Origin of the sequence: Cupriavidus sp. SIMBA_020 (genome assembly GCF_046535395.1) — a bacterium.
GTDB classification, from domain to species: domain Bacteria; phylum Pseudomonadota; class Gammaproteobacteria; order Burkholderiales; family Burkholderiaceae; genus Cupriavidus; species Cupriavidus campinensis.
The window spans coordinates 1-260 of the sequence record NZ_JAWRWU010000934.1 but is presented as its reverse complement, the minus strand read 5'-3'; the positions used below and the strand labels follow the sequence as shown (position 1 = coordinate 260).

At 65.4% G+C, this 260-nt stretch carries 1 protein-coding gene; it reads right to left on the bottom strand.

The window, feature by feature from the left end:
- On the bottom strand, positions 1-260 hold a 260-nt coding region (locus SB751_RS32190; RefSeq protein WP_410749285.1), incomplete at both ends, for a glycosyltransferase.

Sequence of the window (260 nt, the reverse complement as noted above, 5' to 3'; positions counted from 1 at the left end):
AGGAACGAGCGCACCGTGACGTGGTCGCAATCGAACACCGCGATGAATTCGCCGTCGGTCTTGGTCAGCGCGGCGTTGATGTTGCCTGCCTTGGCGTGCTTGTTGTCCGGGCGCGTCAGGTAACCCACGCCAGCCAGCTCGCTGAACTCGCGGAACTCCTGCCGACGGCCGTCATCGAGCACGTAGACACGCAGCTTTTCCGCCGGCCAGTCCAGCGACTGCGCAGCCAGCACCGACTGGCGCACCACGTCCAGCGGTTC